The following is a 26,042-nucleotide window of genomic DNA, read 5'->3' as shown; positions in this document are numbered from 1 at the left end:
TTGCTCCCTCCCCCGCTGGGGGAGGGTTGGGGTGGGGGCACGACGGCGGTCGATATGTCGCGGCCTGTTCGGTGCGGTGCCGTGCCAAGGGCGCGAGCCCCCATCCCGGCCTTCCCCCAGCGGGGGAAGGAGAAAAAAGCCTCAGCGCCGCACGGGCGCCAGCAGCACCACCAGCGCCCCGGCCCCGCCTTCGGCCGGCTTGGCCTGCACGAAGGCGATCACCTCGTTCTTCTGGATCAGCCAGCGCTGCGTCTTGGTCTTGAGCACGGGCTGCTTGCCCGGCGAGCCCAGGCCCTTGCCATGCACCACGCGCACGCAGCGCAGGCCCTTCTTGTGCGCGGTGCGGATGAAACCGCCCAGCGCCTCGCGCGCCTCGTCGCTGCGCAGGCCGTGCAGGTCGACCTGCGCCTGGATCGACCATTCGCCCTTGCGCAGCCGCGCCGTCACGTCGGTGCCGATGCCGGGGCGGCGAAAGCTCATGGCGTCGTCCACGTCGAGCAGCGTGGTCACGTCGAACTCGTCGGACAGCGACTCGCGCAGCACGCGCTGCTCGTCGAGCTGGTGCTGCACCGGGATCGGCGCGGGCGGATCGGGCGCGAGCGGCACGCTGACCTTGCGGCGCAGCGGCTCGGTGGCGCCGATGGCGCGGGCGAAGAGGTCTTTCTCGGCGGCGCGCTGGCGCTCGGCCGCGGCCCTGGCTTGCGCCTCGGCGGCTTCGCGCTCGCGGGTCTCGGCGAGCGCGCGCTGCACCTGCTTGAGGTCGGCGAGGTTCTTCAGCGCAGGAGCGCGGGCGGAGGCACGGGCAGGGGGCGGTGCGGGGGGGCGTGCAGGGGGACGCGATGCCATCAGAGCAGCCCTCCCTCGGCCATCGAGAAACTGCGCCCCGGGCCCACGATCACGTGGTCGATCACGCGCACGTCCACCAGCGCCAGCGCGGCGCGCAGCGTCTGCGTGAGCGCCTCGTCGGCGCGCGAGGGCTCGGTGTTGCCGCTGGGGTGGTTGTGCGACAGCACCACGGCCGCGGCCTGGTGCTGGATGGCGCGCGTGACCACTTCGCGCGGGTAGACGCTGGTCTGCGTGAGCGTGCCGCGGAACATCTCTTCCAGGGCGATCAGGCGGTGCTGCACGTCGAGGAACACCACCGCGAACACCTCGTAGGGGCGCGAGCCGATGTGCATCTGCAGGTATTGCTTGACGGCGTCGGGCGAGTCGAACACCGTGCGCGCCTTGAGCTTCTCGCCCATGGCGCGGCGCGCGAGCTCGAGCACGGCGATGAGTTCGGAGCGCTTGGCGCTGCCGCCCATGCCCTTGACGGCCTTGAGGTCGTCGGGGCCGGTGTGCAGCAGGCCCGACAGGCCGCCGAAGCGTTCGAGCAGTTGCTGCGCCAGCTGCAGCACGTTCTTGCCCGCCACGCCGGTGCGCAGCAGCAGGGCCAGCAGCTCGGCGTCCGCCAGCGCGGAGGCGCCGCGGGCAATGAGTTTTTCGCGCGGGCGGGCGTCTAGAGGGAGATCCTTGAATGCCATGAAACCCTGGGTGAAACCTTGGCGGAGCCGGGTGGAAGCCCCGATCCCTAAAATGAGGTCCAGTTTATCGGGACACCCACCTTGTCTTTGCCCACCTCTGATGCCCCCATGTCCCAAGTCGTGACTTCCGGCTCCTTCCTGACCCTGCACTACCGGCTGGCCGGTCCGGCGGGCGACATCATCAACACTTTCGCCGACAAGCCCGCGACGTTGTCGCTCGGCACCGGCGAGCTTTCTCCGGCCATGGAGCAGCGCCTGATGGGCCTCGAGGAGGGCACCCACGCCACCTTCGAGCTGCCCGCCGGCGAGGCCTTCGGCGAGCGCAACCCCGACATGCAGCAGTGGGTGGCCAGGAAGCTGCTCGCCAGGATGGGCGACCCCGACGAGAAATACGCCGTGGGCGACGTGGTGCAGTTCCCCACGCCCGACGGCACCGGCAGCTACGCCGGCGCGGTCGTCGAGTCGAGCGAGACCGCGGTGCGCTTCGACTTCAACCACCCGCTGGCGGGCCAGCCGGTCACCTTCGAAGTGAAGCTGATCGGAGTGCTATGAATTCCGACATCTCGGAAGTCCTGCTGGCCGAGCCGCGCGGTTTCTGCGCGGGCGTCGACCGTGCCATCGAGATCGTGGAGCGCGCCATCGCCAAGTTCGGCGCGCCGATCTACGTGCGCCACGAGATCGTGCACAACACCTACGTGGTGAACGAGCTCAAGGCCAAGGGCGCGGTCTTCATCGAGGAACTGTCCGACGTGCCGCCCGGCGCCACGCTGGTGTTCAGCGCGCACGGCGTGAGCAAGGCCGTGGAGCAGGAGGCGCGCGACCGCGGCTTCGAGATCTTCGATGCCACCTGCCCGCTGGTGACCAAGGTGCACGTCGAGGTGGCCAAGCTCGCCAAGGAGGGCTACGAGTTCATCATGATCGGCCACAAGGGGCACCCCGAGGTCGAAGGCACGATGGGCCAGCTCTCCAGCGGCATCCACCTGGTGGAAGACGTGAAAGACGTGGCCCGCGTGGCACCGTTGCAGACCGAGAAGCTCGCCGTGGTCACGCAGACCACGCTGAGCGTGGACGACGCGGCCGAGATCGCGGCCGCCGTGCGCGCGCGCTTTCCGGCCGTGCGCGAGCCCAAGCAGCAGGACATCTGCTACGCAACCCAGAACCGCCAGGACGCGGTGAAGATCATGAGCCCGCAGGTCGACCTGGTGATCGTGGTCGGCAGCCCCACCAGCTCCAACAGCAACCGCCTGCGCGAACTGGCGCAGCGACTGGGCACCGAGAGCTACATGGTCGATTCGGCCGCCGAGCTGAAGCCCGAGTGGTTCGAGGGCAAGACGCGCATCGGCCTCACCGCAGGTGCCTCGGCGCCCGAGGTGCTGGTGCGCGAGGTGATCGACCGCGTGCGCGCGCTGGGCGCGGTGTCGGTCCGCAAGATGGACGGCATCGAGGAAACCATCAAGTTTCCGCTTCCCAAGGGCTTGAAGCTCGACGACATTCCGCCTCCAGGACACATCTCTTGAACGACAAGCAAACCAACAAGTGGCGCTCTGAAATCGATAGCGCCTCCGCGAGACTGGGCGCGCGTGCCGCCCACTTCCTGCGCGAAACCCCGCTGTGGAAGCTGCCGGCCGCCGCCTTCGGCGTGCAGGCGCCCGGCGCCGAGGTCTGGCTCAAGCTGGAGCACATGCAGGTCAGCGGCAGCTTCAAGGCGCGCGGCATGATGAACCGGCTGCTGGCCAACGACATTCCCGAAAGCGGCGTGGTCGTGGCCTCGGGTGGCAATGCCGGCATTGCCACGGCGGCTGCCGCGCAGGCGCTGGGCGTGCCCTGCCAGGTGTTCCTGCCGGGCGTGTCGCCCGAAGCCAAGCGTACGCGGCTGCGTGCGCTGGGCGCGGAAGTGGTCGTGGTCGGCCAGCTGTACCCCGACGCGCTGGCCGCCTGCCTGACGCGCCAGAAGGAGTCGGGCGCCTTGCTCACGCATGCCTACGACCAGCCCGAAGTGGTGGCCGGTGCCGGCACGCTGGGCCGCGAGATCGAGGAGCAGGGCGGTCTGCCCGACTCGGTGCTGGTGAGCGTCGGCGGCGGCGGCCTGATCGGCGGGCTGGCCGGCTGGTTCGAGAAGCGCGCCCGCGTGGTGGCGCTCGAGCCCGAGAAGGCGCCTACGCTGTACCGCGCCCGCGAAGCCGGAGAGCCGGTCGACGTGGACGTGAGCGGCATCGCGGCCGACTCGCTCGGCGCGCGGCGCATCGGTGCGATTTCCTGGGAAATCACGCAGCAGCAGGTCGAGCATGCGCTGCTGCTGAGCGATGAAGCCATCCGCGCCGCTCAGCAGTGGCTGTGGAAGGAACTCAAGCTGGCCGTGGAGCCGGCCGCCGCGCTGCCGCTGGCGGCGCTGCAGACCGGTGCCTATGTGCCGCGCGAGGGCGAGAAGGTGTGCCTGATCATCTGCGGGGCGAACGTCGACCCCGCCACCGTCGCCTGATCGGCGTTTCGGGCGCTATTTCTCGCAGTTCACCATCCACGCCACGCCGAACTTGTCGGTGAGCATGCCGAAGCCCGTGGCCCAGAACTGCGGGCCGTAGGGCATCGTGACCTTGCCGCCTTCGGCCAGCGCGTCGAAGAGCTTCCTGCCCTCGTCCACGCTGTCGGCCTGCACCGACAGCGAGAAGCCCTTGTAGCCCTCGAAAGGCCACTCGGGCGGAGCGTCCGAGGCCATCAGCTTGTGGCCGCGCGCCTCGAGCGTGGCGTGCATGATCTTGTCCTTGTGGGCCGCCGGCATCTGCGCGCCCATCGGGCTTTCGCCGAAGGTCATGCTGAAGGCGACCTTTCCATCCAGCGCCCTGGCATAGAAGGCGAGCGCCTCGGCGGCATTGCCGTTGAATGTCAGATAGGCTTCCATCGTTTTTTCCCTTCGAGGTGGGTGGGCGGGACCGCCATGCTACGCCCACCTAAAATCGCTCCATGCTCGACATCACCCTGCTCCGCAAAGACCTGGCCTCCGCCGTGGCCGGCCTCGAAAAACGCAAGAAGAACCAGCCCTACCTCGACGTGTCGGCGTTCACCGCGCTCGAGGCCGAGCGCAAGACGCTGCAAACCCGCACCGAGGAAATCCAGGCGCGCCGCAACACGCTGAACAAGCAGATCGGCCCGCTCAAGGCCAAGGGCGAGTCGGTCGACGCGCTGATGACCGAGGTCAATGCGCTGAAGGCCGAGCAGGAGTCGCAGTCCAGGCGCCTCGAGGAAATCCAGCCTGAGCTTCATGCGCTGCTGCTCGCCGTGCCCAACCTGCCGCACGCCAGCGTGCCGGTCGGCGAAGACGAAACCGGCAACGTCGAAATGCGCCGGTGGGCTCCGCAAGGCGGCGCTGGCGCCAATGCCGTGCCGCTGGCCTTCGCAGCGAAAGATCACGTCGACCTGGGCGCGCCGCTGGGCCTCGACTTCGAGATGGGCGCCAAGCTCACCGGTTCGCGCTTCACCGCCATGAAGGGCCCGATCGCCCGCCTGCACCGCGCGCTTGCGCAGTTCATGATCGACACGCAGACCGAGAAGCACGGCTACACCGAGTGCTACGTGCCGTACATCGTCAATGCCGCCACGCTCAGCGGCACCGGCCAGCTGCCCAAGTTCGAAGGCGACCTGTTCGCCGCGAAGAAGGGTGGCCAGGACGGCGAGCCCGCGCCCGACCATTCGGCGCTTTACCTCATTCCGACCAGCGAAGTGCCGCTGACCAACTTCGTGCGCGACGAGGTGGTGGCCGAGTCGCAACTGCCGATCAAGCTCACGGCCCACACGCCGTGCTTCCGCTCGGAAGCCGGCAGCGCCGGCCGCGACACGCGCGGCATGATCCGCCAGCACCAGTTCGACAAGGTCGAGATGGTGCAGATCGTGCACCCCGAGCAGAGCCACGACGCGCTCGAGCAGATGACCGGCCACGCCGAGGCCGTGCTGCAGGCGCTGGAGCTGCCGTACCGCGTGGTGCTGCTGTGCTCGGGCGACATGGGCTTCACCGCCGCCAAGACCTACGACCTCGAAGTCTGGCTGCCGGCGCAGGACACGTACCGCGAGATCAGCTCGGTGTCGAACTGCGAAGCCTTCCAGGCGCGCCGCCTGCAGGCCCGCTTCAAGAACGCCAACGGCAAGAACGAACTGGTGCACACGCTCAACGGTTCCGGCCTGGCGGTGGGCCGCGCGCTGGTGGCCGTGCTGGAGAACCACCAGAACGAAGACGGCTCGATCAATGTGCCGGCGGCGTTGCGTCCGTACATCGGTGGCGTCGAAACTTTGCGCGCCTGATACTTTTTGTCGAAGCGCCCGAAATTACCCGTATAATCGAGGGCTCGACAGACACCGGAGAGGTGGCAGAGTGGTCGAATGTACCTGACTCGAAATCAGGCGTACTAGCGATAGTACCGAGGGTTCGAATCCCTCCCTCTCCTCCAAGAAGTCAATAAACAAGCGCCTTTAGGGGCGCTTTTTTATTTCTTACACCATCGTTCCTACCAATTCGAATCACGGTTGGTTTGAGCATGAAACGCATCGCTTTCTACGCCCGACGGGGCGGTCTGGCCTATTGCGAAGCGGTCGTATCGCGCAGAGCCTGCAGCGAATGGATCTGGTGATCCTGGACGAGCTGGGCTGCCTGCCGTTCAGTCAGGCCAGCGGCGCCCGGTTGTTCCACCTGCTGTCCAAAAATGTACGAGCACACCAGCGTGGAGATCACCGCCAACCTGGACTTCGCCGCATGGTCGACGGTGTTCGGGGACGCGAAGATGGCGACCGCCTTGCTCGACCGCCTCACGCTCCACTACCACATCGTGGAGACGGGTAACGAGAGCCACCGGTTCCTGCACAGCAGCGCCACGGCGAAGAAACACGTCAAGGTCAGGGAGCAGACCCGTGGCAGGCACCAAGGCCGATCCAACAGGCGCCACCGATCGACGGCCGCCGCGCCTTGCCACGCGAATCCATCACCACGATCAAGAGGTCAACGACCAAGGCAGGACATACACTCATTCACAGCCGACCATCACAGCGTCACGATTCAGTCGGCGCGGTGGCTCCGTTCTACTTCGGCGCGGACACCCTTTGTAGAGACTTAGCCGTTCGCTTTGCTCGGGTCGATGAGCACGCCGCCCCACACCGAGCAGCCACGCAGGTTGATGTACTCCGCGATGCCCCGGCTTTTGGTGCGCCCCATCTCGAATTCGAGCTTGAAATGGAAGGCGATGAAGGGTTTCATTTGATCGGCGGTCCCCTCGGGAAGGGGTTGGTAGAACTGCCCCATCATGACCGCACTCATGCAGCGGATGCCGTCCTTTTCGACATCATCATCCGCCTCCAGATCTCCCATTGCGAAGACGTCGCAGTGGCCGAAATCTGGCTGGTTGTTGAAGATTTCAGGCTCTTCGTGCAACAAGGGAGCTACGCGCAACGCCTGCGCACTAATCACCGCATCGTCGGGCCAGTGCCCCACGAAGGGGATCGAATCGTCCAACTCCGGCGCGTACGAGATCTGGGCAGGGATTTCGCCGCGGAAAGCCTTTTGGCAGATTTGGATGGCGCGGATGTCAAATCCTGCACGCGCGGCTTCGGTTGCCGCATGCTGATCCCACCCGATGGGTCCAGGGACAAAACCCGCCTCGAATCCCTGTGCCATGGCGGCCTGGTCGGGGAACCGCAGCAGCTTGGAAATCAGGTGGAAGACATGCCCCAGCTTGACCTCGGAAGCAGCCTGACCACGGCGCACAGGGACGCTTTGAAGCGTGATTGCGGTTAGGCACAGCTGCGCAATGTTAGAACGATCGGACTTAAAGAGAATTGTTGGCATATGGGACCTCGGTTAAAACTGACACATAGGCGCCCGCTCTCAAATGCGCCCAAACGGCGTATTTGATAAAGCTGGCAAGACGAATGGCTGTTTTAAGCGGGGTCGGCAACACCGATTTTTCGACGCTACGACCTCTCTAAGGGTTCCGCGCGGATCGCGACCCAGGCGCGCAGTCTAGCAGACCAGAATCGACAGCGTGAGAGCGGCTCGCTTGGACGAGCCTCCGATCTTCGGCTTGCTCACGCAGGCGCCTGGAGGCCACCAAGGCCGATCGCCCGTAGTAGAAGGGCTTGCTGGTCTGTGAAGGCAAGCCGCGACACTCCCGGCCCAATGACGGTGCAACGTGAGCGTCCAGCCATTCCATTTTGAGTTCTCCCAAGGCGTATAGGAGCCTCATGTCCAGTTCACTCTTGGTTGATACGTGAACACTATCTCGGAAGATCAGGGCAGCGGCCGCAGTCGTCGTCGGCGCCATAGCGACGAAGTCAAGGCCGATGTGGTCGCAGCATGCATGCAGCCCTGCATGTCGATCTATTCGTCTATTCCGTAGAAAAATAGAACGATTCTTAGGTCTCACGCAAATAGCATCCTGGCCAAAGCTTGTACCCATCCTCGGATTGAGCACGCGATACTTCTTCCTTGGCTCTGGCCGCTTCAGCTCTGCGCTCGCGCTCGAGGTGTCGCTCCTGATGGTCGGGAAGCCTTGCCCACCGTTCGTCTTTTTGCCCCTCGGCTGGACGGTTGACCGGTAAGAACCAATGGCTCAGGACGACGCTCCACCCACGGGGTCGTCGCTCAGTCACCACGACTTTGCTCTGTGCCTCTAGTTCCATGAGGATGGCGAAGAGCTTGTCAATCTGTCGAAGGCGTTTAGGTAGCTGTCTGGCCAGATCGGGACCTTCTACATAGCCATTTGTCTTTTCCCAGCGTGGGTAAATGCTGGAGATTCTGTCCTCTACCTCCTGAACGTCACGCTCCATTTGAGTCAGAGGAACGAAGCGCAGGCGATATTGGTTCAGGTGCCACGAGACAATCTTTATTGCCCCTTTGATGGTCTGGCCATCGATTTCATCTGATATGCCGCCTTCGAATTCGTGCATAACCGCGGCAAGACGCGCACAATTTTCCGGCGCTTTGGCCGCAGCCCCGCGCATCAAGGCGAAATATCCTCCTTCGGCAAGCTCCTTTTCAATTACCTGGAAAAACCAGTTGAGACGTCTTTGTCCCGCGCCTGTGAGGGTTTTGATTTTTTGTTCAGGCAAGGAGTGCTCGTAGTTCGAGAGCATTTCTCGAATACGCGAGTTATAGGCGTCTTTGTCTTTAACAGGAAGATCGTCGTCCTCACTCTTCCTTGTTCCTTGTGTGGAGCGGGGATTTGCATAGAGCCATCGGCTGGAATTGCCACCGGCATGTGCAAGATTGCCTTGGCGCGCAAGAAAATGCTCAAAGATACCTGGCTGGACCTGAAGATAAATCGTCAAACTTGCGTCATAGACTTCGGTACGGCCGCGGCCCATTCGATCGGTCACTCCGTTGCCATAATCCCAAATGGAGTTGATCATTGCGGGGTTGCTTAAAGCGCCCGAATTGAGTATCACGCCACCTTCATCGGAGACCAGGCCTGCGTATCGATATTTTTCGCTTAGGTGCAATGCAATCGCCGGTGCCGTGATGTCCGAGATCAGCATCCGAGGATGTTTGGGGGGAGGCCGGTAATTGTCCTCATGGAGTTTAAGTAATTTTATGTACTCCGCGTCTTCCTTTTCGTCCACGCTTTGAGCTGCGTCGCGAAGCAATTTCCTATGCTTCTTAGTCCACACGGCCTCTGCCAATGCATGCGCTCTAGAGTCTCTTATTGCTTTTAGTGCTTGATCCTTATCAAATTCTCGGTGCTCTTGCAAGGCGATCGTGTCGTTAGATGTCTTGCGCTCCCCACTAAGGGCCTCCACGACAAAAATCATGCCCACGGGCGAGGCGGGCGCATTGCGCCACTTGACCTTGATCAGGCCTTGGGCAGCCAGCGTGCAACCAGCGAGCGCCGAAATTGCACACATAGGCAGCGGCGATTGATTCGCCAACTTGATATACCTCGCCAGCGCTTGGATCTTGGGTGTCAATCCCTCAAGGGGATAGCCTGCCATGGCGCGAAGCTCGACGGCAGCAGTCGCCAGGCGCAACCGGTGCGAAGCACATAGCAGCAGGCATCGACCAGATGCCGACGCCCGTAGCGTGCCGGTGTACCGCGGCTTCCCGCGGGACGTTCGAAGAGATCGGCCACCAGATCCCATTCGGCATTCGTCAGATCGGTGCTGTAGGCAAGGCCAGACTCGCGCCGATGGGCTTCGGTGTAGCCATAGCGCTTGTGCGCGGCTTGCGCCACCTCGGGCGCCTCGAAGGCCTTGCGCTCGGGGATCAGGCGAACGATGCCCGGGAGCGCAGGGTTCTGCGGATCGTCGCCGTGCAGACCCGAACTGCCCCCTGGTGCTCAAGTTCGGCTGCGAGCTCATATCCAGCGTCGAGTGCGGCTCCTGTGCGACGATCCCGCGCAACAAGATCAGATGCTCCGGCTTCAACGCCGGTGGTCGACCTCCACGGTCCACAGTCTTCGGCGCTACACCAATTGGCTCTCGCTTTGCCATCACCATCTCCTCGCGAATGGCAACATGGCTTGCAATCTTTAGACCAGTTGATTTTGTCTACACCCTCTTAGCACGAACACGTGCTTATCGACATATTGCCGCCGAAGCATCAGCTCGCGTTTGTTGAGACGCTGGAGGCGCGGTTTCGTCGCCGTCGACCTCGCTGCCTTCAACGCGGCAGAGGCCAAAAGTCGATTGAATTAATTCTTAAGCATTAGTCGAAAGAATTGTTGAGATTTGCGGGCGCTTCTTTCGTGACCTTGTGCGCAGGCTGACATGCGGCAGCCCTTCGGTTAGGCCTTTCGGCCCCTGATAATTCGAATTGACGCGTTTTGATACAAGCCGTCGATAGTCAAAAAAAATCTCAGGGAGGTCAGAGCATGAACCGCAATCTCTATCGCATCGTCTTCAATGCCGCTAGAGGCATGCGCATGGTTGTAGCGGAGACGGCCGCGAGTACCACGAAGGGGTCCAACAAGGCCACGACGGTGGTTGGCGGCACACTGGCTGGCGCAGCGGCTTTCGCTCCCTTGCTGATCGGTGCTGCGCTCGCAGGCATGCTCACGGTGCCAAGTGCCCACGCGCAGATCGTCGCGAACCCAATGGCCCCTGGCGGATGGCGTCCGACCATCTTGGTGGCTCCCAACGGAGTCCCCGTCATTAACCCCACGACGCCGAGCGCGGCCGGTGTCTCCCGCAACCAGTACATCCAGTTCGACGTCTCCGGTCGGGGCGTGGTCGTCAATAACTCGCGCACCAATGTGCAGTCGGGAATCGGTGGCTGGATCAATGGGAACCCCTACCTGGCCACAGGCCCTGCGAGGGTGATCCTCAACGAGGTCAACTCCAGCAACCCGTCGTACATCAACGGCCCGGTCGAGATCGCGGGCCAACGTGCCGAGTTCATCCTCGCAAACCCGGCAGGTATCTCCGTGAGCGGGGGCACCTTCATCAACGCGAATCGCGTGACGCTCACGACGGGAACGCCGCAATTCAATGCGTTCGGTGGCTTGGATTCCTATGTCGTCCGTGGTGGCTCCGTGAGCATCAACGGTGCAGGCCTCGATCTGAGCAAAACCGACTACGCAGCCATTCTTGCACGCGCCGTGCAGGTCAATGCAGCCATCTACGCGACGGACCTCAAGGTGGTCACGGGCGCGAACCAGATCAGTGCTGACCATACGCAGATCACGCCCACGACAGGCACTGGCGCTGCACCAACCTTCGCTCTCGATGTGGCTGCCCTCGGCGGCATGTTTGCAAACCACATTTTTCTGGTGGGCACGGAAGCCGGCCTGGGCGTGCGCAACGCTGGCAATGTGGGCGCGAGCAATGGCAATCTCATCGTGACTTCGGCGGGTAGGCTTGAGAACACCGGCACCCTTGAAGGCACGCGCGTGGAACTCGCCAGTGCAGGCGACATCGACAACCGTGGCGGAACGATCCGCCAGACCAGCAGCGTCGGCCTCATGATCACAGCACCGGTTCTGTCCAACACGAACGGTGGAATCATCGGTGTCGAACCAGTGCCAACGCCGACGGCTGGCACGGGTGGCGGTGCAGGCACCGGAACTGGAGGCGGCGCAAGCAACGGCACCACGACCAGTCCGAGCACGCCCGCCGCAGGAACTGGTTCCGGCTCCAGCGGTTCCACCGCCGCACCGGCGCCGGCTCCATTCATTCCTACATCACCTGGCACCGTCACGGCGACGGGCGCCATCTTGAACGACGGCGGGAAGATCTTCGCTGGCGGTCCCATCGCGCTGCAAACACCACAGATCAACAATGCGGGCGGAACGTTGTCGGTGGCCACCATGGCGGTCACCGGTCCGAACTTCAGCAACGCAGGCGGAACTCTCAACGTCAGCAACAGCTTCAGTGCCAATGTGGGCCAACTGGACAACACCGGCGGCAAGCTGAACGCCGGCTCGGTGAACATCGCCACCAGCATCGATCTGATCAACACGGATGGCACGTTGACCAGCGCCACCGATGCCAGCCTGACGGTCGGCGGCAAGGTCGAGAACACGCGCGGATCGATATCGGCAGCGGGCGCACTGACCGCGAACGTGGCTGGAGCCACCATCAACATCAGCGGCACCCTGGCTTCCAACCAGGCGCTGACGTTGAAGACCGACTCGCTGCAAAATACCCAAGGCAGCATCCAGTCCGCACAGGCCGGCATGCAGCTCGGCGTAACCAAGGCCTTGACCAACGGCAGCGGTGGCAGCATCAACGCAGCCACCGATCTGGGCGTCCACGCCGGTGTGCTCGCCAATGGCGGCAGTCTGCGCGGTGGCAACGATGCCACCATTGCGGTCGGCGGTGCGCTGACCAACGACGGCAGCATCACTGCGGGGCACAACACCACGATCACAGCCAGCAGCGTGCAGAGCAGCAGCTCGGGCGTGCTGGGCGCGGGTATCCAGAACGATGGCAAGCTCGGGAGCGCGGGCGATCTGAGCGTGGCCTCCTCGGGCGCTCTGAGCGCCAACGGCACCAATCTCGCGGCCGGCAACGCAGCGCTGCAAGGCCAGAGCGTCGATCTCTCGGCGAGCCAGACCAGCGCGGCCAGCATCGCGATCACGGCCACGCAAGGCAACGCCACCACCAGCAAGGCCACGGTGGTCACGCCCGGCACGCTGACCATCACCGCCAACAGCAACGCCGCGCAAACCCTCGTCAACGATGCCGGTCAGCTCAATGCCGGCCAGTTGCAGATCAAGGTCTCGAACCTGGCCAATACGAACGGCGGCGAGATCGTGCAGACCGGCACAGGTGCGACGACCATCGCCATCAGCGGCACCCTGAACAACGACGGCAGCCGCATTGCCAGCAACGGCCAGGACCTGACGCTCCAGAGCGCATCCATCACGAACGCCTCCGGGAGGATCGAGCATGCCGGGACCGGCACGCTGACCCTTGCGGGCGGTAGCTTCAGCGGCACTGACGGCCAGATCACGGCGAACAACGCGCTGGTGGTCGCCATGTCGGGCGCCTTCAACCAGGATGGAAGCAAGGCAACGACCAGCGCTAAACACGTCACCGTCGACGCAGGCTCGTTGAGCAACCGGGGAGGCCAGATTGTTCAGACCGGGTCCGATGCGACCCGCATCACTGTCGTGGGCGCGGTCGACAACACCTCTGGCACCATCGCCAGCAATGGCAACACGACCATAGCGGCCGGCAGCTTGACGAGCGAGGCCGGCACCATCCGCGCAGCAGAAACCTCCAGTCTCGATCTGACGGTTGGTGGTCTCCTCGACAACAGCAGCAAGGGCGTCATCGGCGCCGGTGCAAACACCACCATTGCGGCCGGCAGTTTCAACAACAACACTGGCAGTGTCACGGCGGTTGGTGACCTGAATGCCACCGCCAGTGGCGCCGCAACGAACGTGGGCGGTACGCTGGCCGCCAATGGCAACACCACGGTCACCGCCGCCAGCCTGGACAACAGCGCGGGCACAACTGCCGCCGTCAATGGCAACCTGACGGTCACAACCACGGGCGCAACCACCAACACCGGTGGCACGCTGCAGGCTGGCGGCGTCACGAAACTGGACAACGGCGGCCTGGGCAACCAGGGCGGCAAGGTCTTCGGCAACAGCCTGAGTACCGAGACACACGGCAATACCCTGGACAACAGCGCCAAGGGCACTTTGGCCGCAACCACCACTGTTGACGTGAAGTCCGGCGCGCTGAACAACGACACCGGCCTTATCCAGTCCGGTGGCGCCATGGCCATCGACACCAACGCCCAGGCGCTCACCAACACCAACGCCTCGGGCTACACCAACGGCCAGGGCGGTATCACGAGCGCTGACACCTTGAGCCTGTATGCGGGCACGGTGAACAATGCAGCCGGCTTCATCGGCGCGAAGAACGCGCTGACCGCCAACACAAAGGGGGCGCAGGGTTTCAGCAACACCGCTGGCGGCCAGGTCATCGGCCAGTCCACCGTCACGGTCAACACCAACGGCCTCACCTACGACAACAGCGGCGGCCAGACCCAGGCGGTCGGCGCCCTGACGATCAGTGCCGGCGCTGTCCAGAACGTCGGCGGTCTGCTGCGCTCCAGTGACACTGTCACGCTGAACGCCGCCAGCATCAACAACGCCAGCGCCAGCGCCAGCGGCACGAACCAGGGCATCGAGGGCACGAACGTCGCGATCAACACCGCCAGCCTCGGGAACCAGGGCGGGGCCGTTCGTGCCGCGCAGAACCTCACGGTGACCAGTGGTGGCACTGTGGACAATTCCTCGGGCGGCTTCATGTCAGCCGGCGACACGCTCAAGCTCGTCGACCCGAATGCCGCCAATCCGGGCGCCAAGACGCTCAACGTCGTGAACACCGGCGGCACCATGGTTGCAGGTACGGCCGCCGTGCTCGGCGCGGACGGCAAGGTTCAGACCGCCGCATTCGGCAAGCTGGAGATCGACGCCAAGGGCTTCAGCGGCGACGGAACGACCGTGGGCGTCAATGACCTGCGCATCGCCTTGGCGCAGGACGTGACCAACAACGTCGATGTCAAGGCTGGCGGCAATCTGACCTATGCGACCACCGGCAAGCTGACCAATAACGGCAAGCTGCTCGCGGGCGGCACGGTCACGGCCAGTGGCAACGATGTCGAGAACACAGTCAATGGAGAAATGACGGGCAACACCACGATTGTCAGCGCCGCTAGTACGCTGACCAACCGCGGATTGATCGATGGCTACAGTACGCAAATCAATGGTGGCACGGTCAACAATGTGGGTACAGGCCGCATCTATGGCGACATCGTCTCGGTCGCGGTAGGCACCCTGAACAACGACAGTGAGACCGTTGGCGGCGTGACCAAGGCGGGAACTATCGCTTCGCGTGATACCTTGGACATTGGCGCCCAGACCATCAACAACCGAGAGCACGCACTGCTCTTCAGCGTCGGTGAAATGTTCATCGGCGGTGGCCTCGACGCCAAGCGCCAGGCCATCGGCAAAGGAGGCACGCTCAACAATCTGAGCGCCACCGTCGAATCGTTGGGTGACATGTCCATCGCAATGGGCCAGATCAATAACTTCGACAACCACTTTGCGGTGGTTCGTACCAGCAGCGGTCCGGTCAATGGCGACCACACCATTACCCCGTTGGGAGGCATTGAGATGCCTATCGACAAGTTCGTGCTAGATCGTGGCGGGCGGGTGTGGTCAACCATCATCAATGGTCAGGTTGTCAGCGGCAAGGGCTGGATTGAGCGCCAGTACACGACCACCACGGAAGTAGACCAGCCCGCAAATCCACCCGACCCGGGACGTATCTATTCGGGCGGCAACATGACCATTGACGGCAAGTTGCGCAACCGTGACAGCCAGGTGATGGCAGGTGGTCAGTTCAGCATCGACCCGGCCAATATCGACAACACCCCGACGCAGGGGCAGCGGGTCGTCACGGTCGGTGGTTTGCAGATCTACGCACCGCCCGAGAAGGGCAACAACGTCGTGCCTGGATTCATTCCAGAACAAAAATCGATCTACACCATCGACGTGGGCGCGAGTTGCATCAACACCTGTGCCGACGTGGCCCACTCGGGCAAGAAGGTTGACGCTGCGCAGGGTGTCGCTGTCGGTGACCGAGCTGGCGCTGCTGGTGCGGTGACGGCGGGAACGCGTGCACGCGCCATCGTGGAAGTGCCGTCGGCGGTCGGGGGCGTTATCAAGACCAGTGGCAATACTGCCAATGGCGCGGGCGCAGCCGATGGAGCCTCGGGTGCGGGCAGCACAAGCATCATCCCACTCGTGGTGCGCACCAGCCTGCCCAACACGACTATCCCTAACGCCAGCCTGTTCGGTATTCATGCCGGTCCGGGCGGATATCTGATCGAGACCGATCCTCGCTTTGCCAACTACCGCAACTGGCTCAGCAGCGACTACCTGCTGACGAATCTCGGGTTGGACCCCAACAATATCCTCAAGCGCCTGGGCGACGGTTTCTACGAGCAGAAACTTATTCGCGAGCAGGTAGCCCAACTCACTGGCTATCGATATCTGGATGGCTACTACAGCGACGAGGACCAGTACGCCGCGCTGATGACTGCCGGGGCCACCTTTGCGAAGGAGTACGGCCTGCGCCCCGGCATTGCGTTGACGCCAGCACAGATGGCCCAACTCACCAGCGACATCGTTTGGCTGGTTGAGCAGACTGTGACCCTGCCTGACGGAACCACGCAGCAGGTGCTCGCGCCCCAGGTCTACGTGCGTGTGCAGCCAGGCGACATCTCCGGCGGCGGTTCGCTGCTGTCCGCCGAGCGGATGATCATCAAAGGCAAGGGTGACCTGACCAACAGCGGCACCATCGCCGGACGCACGCTGGTCGAGATCAATGCCGACAATATCAACAATCTGGGCGGCCGGATCGCGGGTGGCAGCATCAGGCTGGATGCCAAGAACGACATTAACAACATCGGTGGTCAGATTACCGGAGCCAACTCGGTGTCGTTGAAGGCTGGTCACGACATCAACATCGAGACCACCACCAACCCGCAGGTCGGCTGGCTAGCCAGCAAGACCAACATCGACCGCGTGGCGAGCGTCTATGTGACCAACCCAGGCGGAACGCTGATCGCCAGCGCAGGCAATGACGTCAACGTAATCGGCGGCATTCTGTCCAACAAGGGAAAAGACAGCTTCACGGGCGTCACGGCCGGCAAGAACATCAACCTGGGCACTGTCACCGAATCTAGCAGCCGATTGTCGATCTTCACGCCCACAACCTATCACGGTGACGCTTCCAGCAAGGAGATCGGCAGCACTATCGTGGGCGACGGTACCGTGTTGCTCAACGCCAAGGGCGGCGACATCAATGCGCGGGCGGCGACGCTGGATGCAGGTAAGGGATTGTTGAGCCTCACGGCAGCGGGAGACATCAACATCACGTCCGGGGTCGAAACGAGTGCGACCATGGGCGCCAGCCAATCGACAAAAAAAGGATTTCTCAAATCCACCACCAGCAGCGTCTCGGGCGAGTCCCAGTCCACCACCAGCATTGGCAGTCACCTGTCAGGTCAGGCTATCGGCCTGTCGGCTGGCCGCGACATTAACGTTGTGGGCAGCGACATCGAGGCACAAGGAAATGCCTCGCTCACAGCTGGACGCAACGTGAATATCGTGTCCGCCGTGGACAGCGTGTCGGCCAGCTTGGACCGTTCACGCGAGACCAAAGGGTTCATCGTTCCGAAGCTGGGCGGCTCCAGCATCGACCGCGCGATTCGCAATGAGCAGCACGCCGAGGTTTCCAGCCAGTTCGAACGGGCATCGAATGTCACCGCAGGTGGCAACCTGGGCGTCACGGCAGGCCAACAGGTCAATGTCTACGCCAGCAACCTCAGCGCTGGCGAAGACCTGAAGATCACCGGCAGGGAAGTGACCATCCTGAGCGGTGCCAACGAAGTCCGCCAAGAGATCGGCAGCAAGGACTCCAAGAAGTCCATCGGTACGATGGGCAACTTCAAGCGCGTTGGCAAGGGCATGAACGGCAAGGAGAGTGTGACCAATGCGCTGAACCAAACCACGCTAGCAGCAGCCACCCTGAACGGCAAGAACGTCACGGTTACAGCCACCGGTGGCGATCTGACGCTGGGCGCGGTGCGGATCAAGGCAGACGATGCCGTTGCGTTGAACGCTCCGAAGGGTGCAGTGAACTTCGATGTCGTCAAAACGGGCACTGAAGTGGGCCAAAGCCGTGGGGAAAGCGACCCCATGTACCAGCGCACGCGGGACACCGGCTTGCATTTGGAAAGCGCGAACTATACCCAAATCGACAGCAAGACGCTGAAGCTGGATACCCCAAAAGTCAATGTACAGGTGGGGCAAAACGCGACCAAGGGGCCTGGCGACATCTACGTCGCGCAACAGACCATCGAGCAGGTTCTGCAAGGACAGCGTAACCAGCCCGGCATGGGGTGGCTGAACCAAATCCAGAACGACCCGGCCCTCAACAAGGTCCAGATCAACTGGGAGGGCGTGCCGCTGGAACAGCGGCGGTGGGCGGAGAAACAAGGCAGCCTTACTCAGGCGGGCGGCGCCGTGGTCGCGATTGTGGCTACCGTTATGACCTGGGGAGCGGCCAGCAGCATCGGGACGGTGGCCGGCAGCGCCGTCGGTGGTGGCACGACGGGGAGCATTGTCGGCGCGGCGGTTTCCGCTGGCGTGTCGAGCATTGCCGCGCAAGCCGCCGTCGGACTGATCAACCACAACGGCAACATTGGCGAAGTGCTCCAGGACCTGGCCTCAAGCCAAGGGATCAAGAGCATCGCCACAGCGATGTTGACCGCAGGAGCCGTGCAAGGGCTGAACGTCAATCTCGGTTTGAGTGGCGCCGCTTCCACTCTGACGACTCCGCAACTCATCGGGCGAGGCCTTCTTGATGGCGCGGCCGCAGGCCTGATTCGCTCGGCCATCAACGGCACGAGTCTTGAGACCGAGTTGGCGAACGGGATGCTCAATGGCCTGCTCAATTCGGCTGCGGCTGGAAGCGCCAACTGGATTGGAGGGAACACCGAAGGGTTTGTAAACGGATTGGCGCATGCGCTGGCCGGTTGCTTGGCCGGCGCAGGCAGTGCAGCGGTCAACGGCGGTACCAGTGCAGGCACTGGATGCAGTGCAGGCGCTGTGGGCGCCGTCGTCGGTCACCTCGCCGGGAAGTACTTCAATCCCACTGGCGATCCTGCGTTGAGCGTCCAGAGCATTGCGTTGGGACAGATGGTGGGCGCACTTGCGGGCTTGCTCGTGGGCGGCGATGCCGCCAGCGTGAACATTGCGTCCAGTGCCGGGGGCAACGCGGTGGAAAACAACCTGCTGAGCGGCGCCCAACGAAGGCAACGGGATGCAGAGCTTTCAGCCTGTACCAAGGATGCGAACCCCACTAGTTGCGAGTTCAAAGTCTCCGAACGCTGGAGCATGGTTGACTACAAGCAGCAGGTTGTTTACGACGCCTTGTCGGCTGCCAAAGAGAGGGCGTTGCTCACGCCAACCTCCGCCAACGTGATCGCGCTCAACAACGCGATCACTGACATGGTCAGCTTGTATGGGGAATTCCAGGCGGCGGGTGATACGCGTGGATCTCGCACGATCAGTGCAGCGCTGGTGTCCGGTGTCCTGTCCAGAGCGCAGAGCTGCGCAGCGCTGCAAGGCGGTGGTGGTTGCGGCACGATAGTGCTGACGCCTGAGGAACGCAGTGCGGTCGCGAATGCGTTCATCGAGTTCGGGCTTGCCGCCGAAGGCAACGTCGCTGCGAGCGATCTACGCACCATTCGGGCGATTGGCGAAGTGATTGGTTCGGGATCAGCTACTGCCTGGCGGACAATTTCCGAATTGACTGAGCAGGTGGGTGGGGCCGTAAAGCAACTGCTGGCGGGCTCAGGAAACACTGTAACCAACATAATACCGAAGGGGTATCAGGCCTACAGCCTTGAAGGATTGCCGCTTGGCTCCCAGGGCGTCGTCAATGCGATAAGTGGGGAAATCAAAGTTCTGAGTCCGACAGGGCAATTGACCCCGTATGCCGGACCGACTCAAGGCCTGGGTGGGCTGGTTAATCGAGAGCTCACAGGCATGACTTTTGGCGGCGGGATCGAGGCCCAGGGCAAACCCTTTGAAGGGTATGTGACCTCGCAATTGCCAAAAGAAACAATCGACCTGAATAAAATCAAGCCAAGCTTCAATGTGTTTGATAACTTTAATGGCGCTACGGGTGAGGCTATTAGCGTCAAGACTCTGGACACCACAGCGTCTAGTTATCAAAATCCATCAAAAATTGCAGGCCAGCTACGAAAATATGTTAATGACACGTTGAATTTTGAAATCGACAGCGGGGCCGGTTTTGTCTTACGCAAAGACATGATAAATTCTCGAACCATTCAACTTGGAATTCCAGGGGAAACATCTGCGGCGCAATGGGCTGCAATTGTGCGAGAGGCTGCCGAAGCTCAAATTTTAGGTGTCAAGGTCATTGTTACAAAGGTATTTTAAATCATGGTTGATATTTCAAAGATCCAAGGTTTGAATTTGAGTGTTTTTTGCAGCAGAGATTTTTACTGCATGTGGCCACAAACAGGGCATCGTTTGCTCTGCAATGATCCGCGTCTTGACTATGTGCTGCTGCCCCCCGATTCTTCTCCAGAAAGCCTAGGCACTCATGTTCGATTGGCACTGAATCAAAGTACGGCGATACCTTGGGAGGAATTTCAAGTTATATTTAATTCCGGAGATGTTCAAAAGGCAGTGAGCAGATGGGAAGATGAGTTGAGCAAGAAATTTGGATACAAAACAAGAAAAGCATTATTTAAAAATATGAAAAACTGCTTGGTTAAAGAATCTGATGAGGGGATTGAATTTACACCGACCCGGCAAGATCGGCTCGACGGGTGGCAAGGGTTGGGGGCAGAAGAAAAAATCCATATTTCTTCGGAAAGCTCGAACGAAGCTGTAGGCGCAGCACTCTTGAAGACTCTTGGGCGATGTGAATGAGGTAAATATAATTTAATCGAATTGAGAGAAGCCTGCCGAAGTCGATGTGCTGCTCGATGGAGAATTCATTGTGCGCTATAAAATTCGAAGGGATTTGCGAGACTAGATCGATTGTGAAATTTTGGAGGCTACTGGCCGTCAGTGCACGGAGGCCATATGCACTAGGCATAGCGTCAATCCGGGGGATGACCAGCGGCAGGTTTAAAAAGAAAAAGGGAGAGGTCTTTAATGAAACGTAATTGGACGGTAGCCGCGCTGACAGCTATCCCGTTGGCTGTTGTCGCCCAGCAGACTCCCACGACTCCGCAGCCCATCATCGAACAACAACGCCAGCAAGAACGCGAGCGTGCCCTGCGCGAGCAGAACGAGCGCACCGTCGACCAGCGCCCCCAGGCCGCGCCGCCAGCTCCGATCCAGCGCATCCCCGGGGCTGAGTCGCCATGCTTTCGCATCGACCGTGTGCTGCTCGTGGGCGAACAATCCGAGTCCTTCCAATGGGCCATCGCCGATCTGTCGGGCCCCGATGGCAACGACTCCCCCATCGGCCGCTGCATTGGCACTACTGGCGTCAACGTCGTCCTCGCACGCGCCCAGCAAGTCGCTATCGCGCACGGCTACGTCACGACCCGTGTTCTCGCCACCCCACAGGATCTTTCAACCGGCACCTTGACGCTGTCGCTCGTGCCTGGCCGCATCGCAGCCATTCGCACGACCGCCGACTCCTCATCCACCTTGCTCGGCAACTCCGCCTTGCTCGCCACAGCCATCCCCGCCCGCCCCGGCGATCTACTGAACCTGCGCGACATCGAACAAGGCCTGGAAAACCTCAAACGCACCCCCACCGCAGAAGCCGACATCCAGATCGAACCCTCGACAGCCCCCAACGCCCGCCCCGGCGACAGCGACTTGGTCGTCAAGTACGTCCAGTCCAAGAAGTGGCGCGTCACCCTGAGCCTGGATGACAGCGGCACCGAAGCCACAGGCCGCTACCAATCCGGCGCCACCGTCTCGCTGGACAACCCCTTCGGCCTGAACGACCTGTTCTACGTCAGCGCCAACCACAGCATCAACAACCACGTCTTCGGCGATCCGGCCAAGGGAACCGAAGGCCAGACAGTCCACTACTCGCTGCCCTATGGCTACTGGCTCCTCGGCTTCACCGCCTCCAACAGCCAATACCACCAGAGCGTTGCAGGCCTGAACCAGGACTACGTCTACGCCGGCAAGAGCAACAACGCCGAGATCAAACTCTCGCGCCTGATCTACCGCGACCAGCAGCGCAAGACGACAGTGGCCATCAAGGGCTGGCGCCGCGAATCGCGCAACTTCGTCGACGACACCGAGGTCGAGGTACAGCACCGCGTGGTCGGCGGCGTGGAGTTCAGCCTGAATCACAAGGAATACATCGGCGAAGCGACGCTTGAGGGCACGCTGGCCTACAAGCGAGGCACCGGAGGCTTCGGCTCCCGCACCGCGCCGGAAGAAGAGTTCGGCGAGGGCACATCGCGCCTGAAGCTCTACACCGCCGACATCAGCCTCAACGCCCCGTTCAAGCTCGGCGAGCAGAAGCTGCGTTACTCGGGCCTGATCCGCGCGCAATGGAACCGCACGCCGCTGACGCCGCAAGACCGTTTCTCCATCGGTGGTCGCTACACGGTGCGCGGCTTTGATGGCGAGACGAGCCTGATGGGCGAGCGCGGCTGGCTGCTGCGCAATGACATCGGCTGGGCGATGGGGCAGAGCGGCGCGGAGCTTTATGCGGGCATGGACTACGGCCACGTCGGCGGCCGTTCCACGGTCGACCTTCTCGGCCGCAGCCTGGCGGGCGCTGTCATCGGCGTGCGTGGGCAGTGGACCAAGCTGAGCTACGACTTCTTCGTCGGCGCGCCAATCAGCAAGCCGGAGGGCTATCGCACGGCCAAGGTCACGCTGGGCTTCAATCTCAACGCAAGCTTCTGATTTTTCATGCCCCTTGGTGTACCGAATCCATTGGCGATGTATGGCATCCGGCGCGCCAAAGATCGCTGGGAAGTTTGCATCATGCGCGACGGGCAACGCCACCGAAAGGTCTTCACGTTCAGCAAGCATGGCGAAGAACTCGGGCTCGTGGCCGCTCAAGCATGGCGAGACCACATCGTGGCAACCTATCCAGCCATGAGTTTGCGCCAGAAGGTCCAGCGTGTGCGGCCCGATACCAAAGAGGAGCTTCCCGGCATCTTCTGTCGCCGTGACGCTGATGGCCGGCCAGTCCTGTGGACCGCTCATACGAAGTGCGGCCCGAGCAAGATGATGCAAAAATCCTTCAGCATTGGCCGCTACGGCGATCTTGCAAAGGACATGGCTGTCCGAGAGCGCGAGCGGCAACTGACGCAGATGCGCGGCGTTGTCTTCGGACTGTTAGATGCCAAGGGCCGCCAGCTGTTGGAGCAGCACGTTGTAGAGCCTGAGCCCGCCGTGATTGAATCGATACCGTGGCCCGTGCCGAGCACCGGACTGCTCAATCAAGGCAACACGTCGGGCTTTGCTGGCGTGCACCTCCAAAGGGGTCGAAACGGTAAGCCTCGCGCATGGGCCGCTCGTACCCGTGGTGGCCACATCACACAGTCCAAGCTATTTCCGATTGCTAAATATGGTGATGCCAAGGCCAAGGAATTGGCGATCGCCGAGCGGCAAAGGCAGTTGGAGAGGTTGGTCCAGTTGAACACCGAACTCGAAGCGACAGATGCCAGCTCAAGCCGATAGCTAACGCGTAGCGCGCCAACTGCCTGCGATTTCTCGCTCGGTATCGCAAGCGCCCGAGAAACGGACTTCGCCGCGCCGCCGCATTCACGGAGGCAGCAGCGATGCACCGATGCGGCATTCCATTGAAGCTCTCAAAACGGATGACGCAAGCTCGACCGTGCCGCGCATCCGTCGCGGCAACTGGCGAGCAATGTTGGTCGGCGCGCTGGTGGGACTTCTGATCGTGATGGTGCTGCTCATGAAGTGGCTCATGGAGCATCAGGTCGAGGCTGCTGCGCAGCGGCGTGCTCAAGAGGCAGTCGCCCGTGCCGCAGTGGCACAGTGCTTTGAGCTTGCCTCCCCGCGCGCGGTAAATGCTTGTCGAAAGGCACAAGAGGCCGATGAGCGCGCGGAGGCAAGATGACCACCGACAGTTCGAGCGGGCCATGAGGGCTACTCGGAGGGCTGCTCGCTGGCCTGCTCCGCGATGTACGCTGCCCAGTCTTCCATTAGCTGCCGGCGCTTCTCCACCATGTCGCTGCGGGCGTAGGCGCGCACCGTTTGGTCGCCCACCAAGTGCGCCAACGCGAATTCAAGCATCTCGGCGGGGTACTCGGTATGGTCCATGCCCCACGTGCGGAAGGTGGCCCGAAAGCCGTGCATCGTGTACGGCTGTTCGACGCGGCGCAGCAGTTGCGTGAACACCATGTCGCTGTACGTCTTGCGGCGGGGCGAGGGGAACACCAGATCGATGGCCTCGGTGCCGTCAGCGGGTGCATCGGCCGCCGCAGCCTGCTCGGCCTGCAAGGTGCGCGCCGCCCGCAGCACTTCAGTAGCCCTGCTTGACAACGGCACGCGGTGCTCGCGACCCGCCTTCATGCGCTCCGCCGGGAGCGTCCAGTTGCTGAGCGCGCCATCGAACTCTGACCAGCGGGCACCGCGAATCTCGCCCGAACGGGCGGCCGTGAGCACGCCGAACTCGAAGGCCAACTGCACCGTGGCGGTGGCTGTGCTGGCATGCACCTGGGCCAGCAGCGCGCCGATCTGAGGGTGCGGGCAGGACGGGTGGTGCTCCACTTCCCGCTCTTTCGCGTTGGCACCAAGCGCGATTCGGACCTGTTCCCAAAATTCGCTGTCCACGCCACGGCAATAGTCCTTGGCGGCACCGTAATTGATCACCTTTCGAATTCTTTGCAAAAGGCGGTCAGCTGTTTCTGCTTTTTTCCTCCAAATTGGTGCCAATGCTTTGAGGATTTCGTGTTTTCCAATTTCTCGGATGGGAAGATTTCCGAAGTGTGGGAACGCGTAGGTGGTCAAAGAATTGATCCACTGAGCCTTATGCTTTTCATTCTTCCAGTCGCCAGAGTGCTCCTTGTAGTACTCTTCTGCGCACGATTTGAACGTCACGCTGGTTTGTTCTAATTGGATGGCGGCCGCCTTGATTTCGATTTTCTTTTTCTCGCGGTGCTGGATAGGGTCAATACCATCGGCAATTTGGATGCGATGTTCTTGGGCGCGTTCACGGGCGCGTGCCAGGCTCACATCTGCCAGAGAGCCTAACCCCATGTCGCGGGTGCGGCCAAGGTAGGTGTAGCGCAAGATCCAGGCTTGGCTACCCCCAGGGGCCACCCTGAGGTACAGGCCCCGTCCGTCGAGGTGGTAGCCGGGAGTTTTTGCTTTGGTTCGAAGGTTGGTAATGGTTAAAAGGTTATGGCGGGTCATGTTTTTTGGACGTGGCTGCACCTTGTTGGTCGGGTGCCCTTTACGGTGCAATTTGGTAGACCAATTTTACCAAATGTGGCCCTAGAAACATGCCTATGTTTTTGCCCATTATTTGAACTGGACGCCAAAGAACCTGGTTGCGCCTTATTGGCTTTCGGCTTTTTTGTAAGTGCTTGCAGCCAAAGGATTTTTGTACTTTGCTGGTTGCTATTGGGCGGCGTTGGTTTTATAATTTGGCGGCCTCCCTCTCCTCCAAGAATGGCCCCGAAAGGGGCTATTTTTTTGCCTGTTCGTGTCGATATCCGGGTGAGGTCAGGCGTCGGCCCTTTGGGTGGTCGGCGTCGGGTCCATCGGCCACCACCGAAGTCGCATCTGCCCAGGCAACACCAGGCAACACCAGCCAACAAGCCAGGCGTTCCTGTTGTCTTCGCACGGCATCAGAAGCCCTTGGGTGCACGATGAGACCCGCCTCGCAACGGTCCCTCCGAACTCTGCTTCGCCACCCGCGCCCTTGAGGCCTTTCTTCCTGATTCATGACGACCGTTAGATTCCGTCCGCTCCTCGCCGTCCTCGCGGCACTCTGCATTGCCGCCCCGGCCATCGCTGCTGACAAGGCTGCGTTCGACTCGCCGGAGACGGAAAAATTTGTCCGCCGCCTGACCGCGGATCTCGACGCAAAGAGGTTGGCGCAGGTCGACAGCGTTTCGCTCGGACGTGAATACCGCGCGAACGAAGTCGCGGCGGACAGCAAGTACAAGGGCAAATACCTCTTCGTGAAGGCGACGGTCGAATCCGTGCGCAAGGATGCGTTCGGCAACATCGTGGTGATGGTGCGTTCCGACAACCAGTTCATGCCCAACAGCGTGCGTCTGGACAAGACGGTGGCCGTGATCACCGGCATGGAAAACAACGCCAAGCTCGTCTCGATGAAGACCGTGTCCGCCGCAGATGCCGCGGGGGCGCTCACGAAGGGACAGAAGCTGCGCGTGCTCTGTCAGGGCGATGGGATGCTCATCGGCGGGGTGATGCTGGCGGTTTGCGACACCATCAGCCAATAGCGAACAGCAAGCGCGGATGCGCCGGAGCAAGACGAGGCTCCGTGCGCCAAGCA

At 61.9% G+C, this 26,042-nt stretch carries 17 protein-coding genes, 1 tRNA gene and 1 pseudogene; 12 read left to right on the top strand and 7 right to left on the bottom strand.

From position 1 onward, the window contains the following. Positions 1-141: 141 nt before the first annotated feature. Positions 142-846 carry a Smr/MutS family protein gene (locus BM004_RS09890; RefSeq protein WP_093212870.1) on the bottom strand — a complete coding sequence of 235 codons (705 nt, stop codon included), beginning with the start codon at positions 844-846 and terminating at the stop codon, positions 142-144. After that, on the bottom strand, positions 846-1,523 hold the full coding sequence (gene radC, locus BM004_RS09885; protein ID WP_093133402.1) for a RadC family protein: 678 nt from the start codon (positions 1,521-1,523) through the stop codon (positions 846-848). Before radC ends, BM004_RS09890 begins: the two co-directional genes overlap by 1 nt. Positions 1,524-1,631: 108 nt before the next feature. Here radC and BM004_RS09880 point away from each other — a divergent pair, with 108 nt between their 5' ends. From BM004_RS09880 to BM004_RS09870, 3 genes are read left to right on the top strand one after another with little or no spacing between them, the layout of a single operon-like run. Continuing rightward, the gene (locus tag BM004_RS09880) at positions 1,632-2,075 is read left to right on the top strand and encodes an FKBP-type peptidyl-prolyl cis-trans isomerase (RefSeq protein ID WP_093212868.1); all 444 of its coding nucleotides are present in this window, start codon (positions 1,632-1,634) and stop codon (positions 2,073-2,075) included. Then, entirely contained in the window at positions 2,072-3,040 is a 969-nt protein-coding gene (ispH, locus tag BM004_RS09875; RefSeq protein ID WP_093133408.1) for a 4-hydroxy-3-methylbut-2-enyl diphosphate reductase, read from the top strand. The genes BM004_RS09880 and ispH overlap by 4 nt, the downstream gene beginning before the upstream one ends. Further along, positions 3,037-4,002 (top strand): threonine/serine dehydratase, encoded by a 966-nt coding sequence (locus BM004_RS09870; protein WP_093212866.1) that lies wholly within the window; start codon positions 3,037-3,039, stop codon positions 4,000-4,002. The genes ispH and BM004_RS09870 overlap by 4 nt, the downstream gene beginning before the upstream one ends. A 15-nt stretch (positions 4,003-4,017) precedes the next feature. On the opposite strand, the gene BM004_RS09865 is transcribed toward BM004_RS09870, so the two are convergent. Further along, a complete protein-coding gene (locus BM004_RS09865) occupies positions 4,018-4,419 on the bottom strand; it encodes a VOC family protein (protein ID WP_093133413.1) in 402 nt (133 codons plus the stop codon). Positions 4,420-4,481: 62 nt separating this feature from the next. Here BM004_RS09865 and serS point away from each other — a divergent pair, with 62 nt between their 5' ends. The 3 genes and pseudogenes from serS to BM004_RS41930 form a co-directional block, all read left to right on the top strand. Further along, on the top strand, positions 4,482-5,813 hold the full coding sequence (gene serS, locus BM004_RS09860; protein WP_093133414.1) for a serine--tRNA ligase: 1,332 nt from the start codon (positions 4,482-4,484) through the stop codon (positions 5,811-5,813). A gap of 56 nt (positions 5,814-5,869) precedes the next feature. Beyond that, positions 5,870-5,959 (top strand) — tRNA-Ser (locus BM004_RS09855). Between the two features lie 134 nt (positions 5,960-6,093). Continuing rightward, positions 6,094-6,412: pseudogene (locus BM004_RS41930) on the top strand (ATP-binding protein); the annotation flags it as partial. Positions 6,413-6,615: 203 nt separating this feature from the next. On the opposite strand, the gene BM004_RS09845 reads toward BM004_RS41930, so the two are convergent. The 3 genes from BM004_RS09845 to BM004_RS41925 form a co-directional block, all read right to left on the bottom strand. Further along, the gene (locus BM004_RS09845) at positions 6,616-7,347 is read right to left on the bottom strand and encodes a hypothetical protein (RefSeq protein ID WP_143072422.1); all 732 of its coding nucleotides are present in this window, start codon (positions 7,345-7,347) and stop codon (positions 6,616-6,618) included. Positions 7,348-7,913: 566 nt separating this feature from the next. After that, a complete protein-coding gene (locus tag BM004_RS09840; RefSeq protein WP_093213091.1) occupies positions 7,914-9,488 on the bottom strand; it encodes a YfjI family protein in 1,575 nt (524 codons plus the stop codon). After that, positions 9,461-9,727 (bottom strand): transposase, encoded by a 267-nt coding sequence (locus BM004_RS41925; protein ID WP_256219845.1) that lies wholly within the window; start codon positions 9,725-9,727, stop codon positions 9,461-9,463. The genes BM004_RS09840 and BM004_RS41925 overlap by 28 nt, the downstream gene beginning before the upstream one ends. Positions 9,728-10,366: 639 nt before the next feature. Here BM004_RS41925 and BM004_RS09830 point away from each other — a divergent pair. The 5 genes from BM004_RS09830 (at position 10,367) to BM004_RS09810 (ending at position 23,633) form a co-directional block, all read left to right on the top strand. Then, on the top strand, positions 10,367-19,990 hold the full coding sequence (locus BM004_RS09830; protein ID WP_093212862.1) for a two-partner secretion domain-containing protein: 9,624 nt from the start codon (positions 10,367-10,369) through the stop codon (positions 19,988-19,990). Positions 19,991-19,993: 3 nt separating this feature from the next. Then, positions 19,994-20,488 (top strand): contact-dependent growth inhibition system immunity protein, encoded by a 495-nt coding sequence (locus BM004_RS09825; protein ID WP_093212860.1) that lies wholly within the window; start codon positions 19,994-19,996, stop codon positions 20,486-20,488. A 228-nt stretch (positions 20,489-20,716) separates the two neighbouring features. Continuing rightward, a complete protein-coding gene (locus BM004_RS09820; RefSeq protein WP_093212858.1) occupies positions 20,717-22,447 on the top strand; it encodes a ShlB/FhaC/HecB family hemolysin secretion/activation protein in 1,731 nt (576 codons plus the stop codon). Positions 22,448-22,483: 36 nt separating this feature from the next. Further along, entirely contained in the window at positions 22,484-23,230 is a 747-nt protein-coding gene (locus tag BM004_RS09815) for an AP2 domain-containing protein (RefSeq protein WP_093212856.1), read from the top strand. 109 nt (positions 23,231-23,339) lie between these two features. Continuing rightward, positions 23,340-23,633 carry a general secretion pathway protein GspL gene (locus BM004_RS09810; protein ID WP_256219844.1) on the top strand — a complete coding sequence of 98 codons (294 nt, stop codon included), beginning with the start codon at positions 23,340-23,342 and terminating at the stop codon, positions 23,631-23,633. A gap of 29 nt (positions 23,634-23,662) precedes the next feature. Here the strand turns inward: BM004_RS09810 and BM004_RS09805 are convergent, their stop codons facing one another. After that, entirely contained in the window at positions 23,663-24,931 is a 1,269-nt protein-coding gene (locus tag BM004_RS09805; RefSeq protein ID WP_093212854.1) for a tyrosine-type recombinase/integrase, read from the bottom strand. A gap of 533 nt (positions 24,932-25,464) precedes the next feature. On the opposite strand from BM004_RS09805, the gene BM004_RS09800 reads away from it, so the two are divergent. Continuing rightward, the gene (locus BM004_RS09800; RefSeq protein ID WP_093133417.1) at positions 25,465-25,989 is read left to right on the top strand and encodes an OB-fold protein; all 525 of its coding nucleotides are present in this window, start codon (positions 25,465-25,467) and stop codon (positions 25,987-25,989) included. Positions 25,990-26,042: the final 53 nt, after the last annotated feature.

Origin of the sequence: Variovorax sp. OK212, assembly GCF_900112425.1 — a bacterium.
Classification (GTDB): Bacteria; Pseudomonadota; Gammaproteobacteria; order Burkholderiales; family Burkholderiaceae_C; genus Variovorax.
This window is presented reverse-complemented; position numbering and strand designations above follow the sequence as displayed.

Excerpts from the sequence above, each read along its gene's own strand:
- BM004_RS09890 (WP_093212870.1), bottom strand. The coding sequence starts at position 846 with ATGGCATCGCGTCCCCCTGCACGCCCCCCCGCACCGCCCCCTGCCCGT.
- radC (WP_093133402.1), bottom strand. The coding sequence starts at position 1,523 with ATGGCATTCAAGGATCTCCCTCTAGACGCCCGCCCGCGCGAAAAACTC.
- BM004_RS09880 (WP_093212868.1), top strand. The coding sequence starts at position 1,632 with ATGTCCCAAGTCGTGACTTCCGGCTCCTTCCTGACCCTGCACTACCGG.
- ispH (WP_093133408.1), top strand. The coding sequence starts at position 2,072 with ATGAATTCCGACATCTCGGAAGTCCTGCTGGCCGAGCCGCGCGGTTTC.
- BM004_RS09865 (WP_093133413.1), bottom strand. The coding sequence starts at position 4,419 with ATGGAAGCCTATCTGACATTCAACGGCAATGCCGCCGAGGCGCTCGCC.
- serS (WP_093133414.1), top strand. The coding sequence starts at position 4,482 with ATGCTCGACATCACCCTGCTCCGCAAAGACCTGGCCTCCGCCGTGGCC.
- BM004_RS09845 (WP_143072422.1), bottom strand. The coding sequence starts at position 7,347 with ATGCCAACAATTCTCTTTAAGTCCGATCGTTCTAACATTGCGCAGCTG.
- BM004_RS09840 (WP_093213091.1), bottom strand. The coding sequence starts at position 9,488 with ATGGCAGGCTATCCCCTTGAGGGATTGACACCCAAGATCCAAGCGCTG.
- BM004_RS09830 (WP_093212862.1), top strand. The coding sequence starts at position 10,367 with ATGAACCGCAATCTCTATCGCATCGTCTTCAATGCCGCTAGAGGCATG.
- BM004_RS09825 (WP_093212860.1), top strand. The coding sequence starts at position 19,994 with ATGGTTGATATTTCAAAGATCCAAGGTTTGAATTTGAGTGTTTTTTGC.
- BM004_RS09820 (WP_093212858.1), top strand. The coding sequence starts at position 20,717 with ATGAAACGTAATTGGACGGTAGCCGCGCTGACAGCTATCCCGTTGGCT.
- BM004_RS09815 (WP_093212856.1), top strand. The coding sequence starts at position 22,484 with ATGTATGGCATCCGGCGCGCCAAAGATCGCTGGGAAGTTTGCATCATG.
- BM004_RS09810 (WP_256219844.1), top strand. The coding sequence starts at position 23,340 with ATGCGGCATTCCATTGAAGCTCTCAAAACGGATGACGCAAGCTCGACC.
- BM004_RS09805 (WP_093212854.1), bottom strand. The coding sequence starts at position 24,931 with ATGACCCGCCATAACCTTTTAACCATTACCAACCTTCGAACCAAAGCA.
- BM004_RS09800 (WP_093133417.1), top strand. The coding sequence starts at position 25,465 with ATGACGACCGTTAGATTCCGTCCGCTCCTCGCCGTCCTCGCGGCACTC.